The sequence below is a fragment of the Deltaproteobacteria bacterium genome (assembly GCA_019308925.1).
Lineage (GTDB): Bacteria > Desulfobacterota > B13-G15 > B13-G15 > RBG-16-54-18 > JAFDHG01.
This window is the reverse complement of the sequence record JAFDHG010000105.1, coordinates 1-3,688: the sequence shown is the minus strand read 5'-3', so window position 1 is coordinate 3,688 and position 3,688 is coordinate 1. Positions and strand designations below refer to the sequence as shown.

Here is a 3,688-nt window from a genome sequence, read left to right as displayed (position 1 = left end):
GCAAGGGTCATAGGGGTGGCTGATGTTGTCGAGGCTATGTCCTCTGAGCGCCCTCATAGAGTGGCTCCAGGTACAGATAAGGCATTAGAGGAAATCTCACGAAATAGGGGTGACCTTTATGATCCTAAGGTGGTAGATGCCTGTTTGAAGCTTTTTAACGAGAAGGGGTTAAGGCAAACTTGTATTGCCATTTTACCCCCAATTTAGTATAAAATCTTCAAAAGAATGAAGATCAAAACTACAGAATTCCTCAAAAGTTCTTATACTAAAGATGATTACCCTGCAGACCTATATCCGGAGGTGGCCTTTGCAGGGAGGTCCAACGTGGGCAAATCCTCCCTGATCAACACCTTGGTAAACCGCAAGAGCCTGGCGCGGACCAGTTCTGCCCCAGGGAAGACCCAGTCTATAAACTTTTATCTGGTAAATCGGGTCTTATATCTCGTGGATCTGCCAGGATATGGTTTTGCCAAGGTCCCCCTACAGGTGCGCAGGAAATGGCGCCCCATGGTGGAGGAGTACTTCAGAAACAGAAAAAACCTTTGTGGTGTGGTGGTCATCCTCGATGCCCGGGTCGGCCCCACCCCCTTGGACCTCTCTCTGATAGGTTGGTTGAAAGACCTCTCTCTCACTGCCGTATTCGCCATGACAAAGGTCGATAAACTCTCTAAGAACAAGTTGAGCAATGTCCTGGACCAAACGGCACAAGCCCTCACCATCAATCCGGAGCAGATCATCCCCTTCTCCGCCTTAACAGGGGAAGGGAAAAAGAGGTTATGGCAGAAGATCTTAAACCTCATCGGCCCATCGGATAGTTGACATAAAGATGGAAATTGTAATACCCTGCACAAGGTAAGTATTGGAGACCGTTCAATTACAAGAGAGGTTACGTCAGGGGCTATGCCCCTGAAATCCCAATATAATGGGTAAAGGGAGGTGATGACAGCAGAATACATGGAAAAGAAGATTGCGGTAAAAACTTTTTCTGAAATTTCATAACTAGTTAATTTTAAAATCAAAAGAGGCTGTTGAACAGCTTCTAATAAAGAAGGGGGGGAAGAACTTGTTTAAGATATTGGATAAAAGGGAAATGGCGGACAACACCGTCTGCCACTTTAAGATCGAGGCACCCCTAATCGCCAAAAAGGCCAAACCCGGGCAGTTTGTGGTGCTCAGGCCCAACGAGACCGGTGAGAGGATACCGTTGACCATGGCGAGTACTGACCAGGAGAGGGGGACCATTGACATCATCTTTCAGGTAGTGGGAAAGACCACGGCCCTGTTGCGCACCTTTAATAAAGGGGATTACATTCTGGACATAATCGGCCCTTTGGGCAGACCAACCCATTTGGAAAAGCTGGGGACGGTCATCTGCGTCGGGGGTGGGACAGGAATAGCTGTACTGTACCCTATTACCAAGGCCTTAAAGGAGACAGGTAATCATGTCATCTCCATCATCGGGGCCAGGACCAAAGACCTCCTCATCCTGGAGGAAGAGATGAGGAATGCGAGCGATGAGCTCTTCATCACCACTGATGACGGCTCCTATGGGAGACACGGCTTTGTCACCGATGCCCTAAAGGATTTGATCGAGGAGAGAAAAGACGTCAAGCTGGTGGTCGGTATTGGGCCGGTCCTCATGATGAAGTTCGTCTGCAAGACCACTGAGCCCTATGGGGTAAAGACCATGGTAAGCCTCAACGCCATTATGGTGGATGCCACGGGGATGTGCGGTGCCTGCCGGGTCACGGTAGGGGGGAAGACGCGATTCTGCTGCGTGGACGGCCCAGAATTCGACGGGCACCAGGTCGACTTCGATGAGTTGATGAAGCGCCAAGCCGCCTATCTAAAGCAAGAGCGGCAATCTTATGATCTATTTTTGGAAGAACATGGGCAATAGAGGGGGGAAGAAAATGGCCAAAAAAGAAAAGAGGGAAAAGATACCCAGACAACCGATGCCTGAGCAAGATCCCAAGGAGAGGAGCAAGAACTTTAACGAGGTCCCCTACGGATATACCCCTGAATTGGCCCAGCGCGAGGCAAAGCGTTGTCTACAGTGTAAGAAGCCCAAGTGTATCGAGGGGTGTCCTGTAGGGGTGAAGATCCCTGAGTTTATCAATCTGGTCGCCGAGGGGGACTTTCTTGGTGCTGCCAAAAAGGTGAAAGAGGACAACAGCCTGCCTGCAATCTGTGGCAGGGTCTGCCCTCAGGAGACCCAGTGTGAGGCCCTATGCGTCCTGGGCAAGAAGGAGGAGCCTGTGGCCATAGGGAGGCTGGAGCGGTTTGTGGCCGATTATGAAAGGGCCCAAGGAATTGTGGAGCTACCCGAGATCCCCCCATCCACAGGAAAGAGGGTGGCCGCGGTGGGCTCAGGACCAGCAGGTCTTACCCTGGCCGGTGACCTCGTCAAATGGGGGCACCAGGTGACCATCTTTGAGGCCCTCCATAAGCCAGGAGGGGTCTTGGTCTATGGCATCCCTGAGTTCAGGCTCCCCAAGGCCATCGTGGAGGCTGAGGTTGACTATCTCAAGAGGATGGGGGTGGAGATCAAATACAACTATGTCATCGGGAAGATCCTCACTGTGGACGAACTCTTTGAGATGGGATATGATGCCGTCTTTCTCGGGGTGGGGGCAGGACTGCCTGTCTTCATGAACATCCCCGGGGAGAACCTCTGCGGGATCTATTCGGCCAATGAGTATCTGACCCGGTCCAATCTCATGAAGGCCTATCTCTTTCCGGAATATGACACCCCCATTGCCAAGGGGAGGAATGTGGCGGTGATCGGGGGTGGGAATGTAGCCATGGACTCCGCGCGCACCGCCTTGAGGCTGGGGGCTGACAATGTCTATATCGTCTATCGACGCTCTAAGACAGAACTGCCGGCCAGGGCCGAGGAGGTCCACCACGCCGAGGAGGAGGGGGTTCAGTTTAAGTTCCTGACCAACCCCGTACGCTTTATCGGAAATGAGGATGGCTGGGTGGTGGGCATGGAGTGTATCCAGATGGAGCTTGGAGAGCCCGATGACTCTGGCCGCAGGAGGCCGGTGCCCATAGAGGGTTCCAACTTCACCATGGATATGGACCTAGTGGTCATTGCCGTCGGCACCGGGGCCAATCCCGTGATCACCTCTACCATCCCCAACCTGGAATTGAACAAATGGGGGTATATTGTGGCTGACCCCGAGACAGGCAAGACATCACGAGAGGGCATCTATGCTGGCGGCGATATAGTGACCGGCTCGGCCACGGTGATCCTGGCCATGGGGGCAGGGAGAAACTCATCCAAGGCTATCCATGAATATCTGATGAGCAAGGGATAAGAAAAGAACGGGGGGTCTTTGACCCCCTTCTTTTTTCCACTACCTCCCCTTTTATTACAGCGCCCTTGAAGTCTTTCGCCTGAATGGTGAGGGTTGTGGCATCCTGGGAGAGATAGTACTGAACTAGGACCGACTCCCCAGCCTCAGGATCAAATTCCGAAGGAAATGGTCTTCAGGAATGTATGGGGTCAACACTTTAGTTTATATTTTCTACCATCTCTCTGGCCCATTGAAAAACATATCCCAAGCCATCTGAGGAGGGTTGAGGGGCCCAAATTTGCTCTTACCATATAGTTTTTGGTTTAACAATAAACTTTGACCCCATGCCATGAAAAATTCAATAAAACTTGAGTGGGCCTTGAAGG

3 protein-coding genes are annotated in these 3,688 nt (G+C 51.7%); all 3 read left to right on the top strand.

Annotation, left to right across the window (positions count from 1 at the left end; genetic code table 11):
• Positions 1-225 precede the first annotated feature (225 nt).
• The 3 genes from JRI46_12290 to gltA all read left to right on the top strand — a co-directional run bounded on the left by JRI46_12290 (position 226) and on the right by gltA (position 3,323).
• Entirely contained in the window at positions 226-819 is a 594-nt protein-coding gene (locus tag JRI46_12290; GenBank protein ID MBW2040344.1) for a YihA family ribosome biogenesis GTP-binding protein, read from the top strand.
• Between the two features lie 244 nt (positions 820-1,063).
• On the top strand, positions 1,064-1,900 hold the full coding sequence (locus JRI46_12285) for a sulfide/dihydroorotate dehydrogenase-like FAD/NAD-binding protein (GenBank protein ID MBW2040343.1): 837 nt from the start codon (positions 1,064-1,066) through the stop codon (positions 1,898-1,900).
• A gap of 13 nt (positions 1,901-1,913) precedes the next feature.
• Complete coding sequence (gene gltA, locus JRI46_12280; protein ID MBW2040342.1) at positions 1,914-3,323, top strand: NADPH-dependent glutamate synthase; 1,410 nt, start codon at positions 1,914-1,916, stop codon at positions 3,321-3,323.
• The last annotated feature ends 365 nt before the right edge of the window (positions 3,324-3,688 follow it).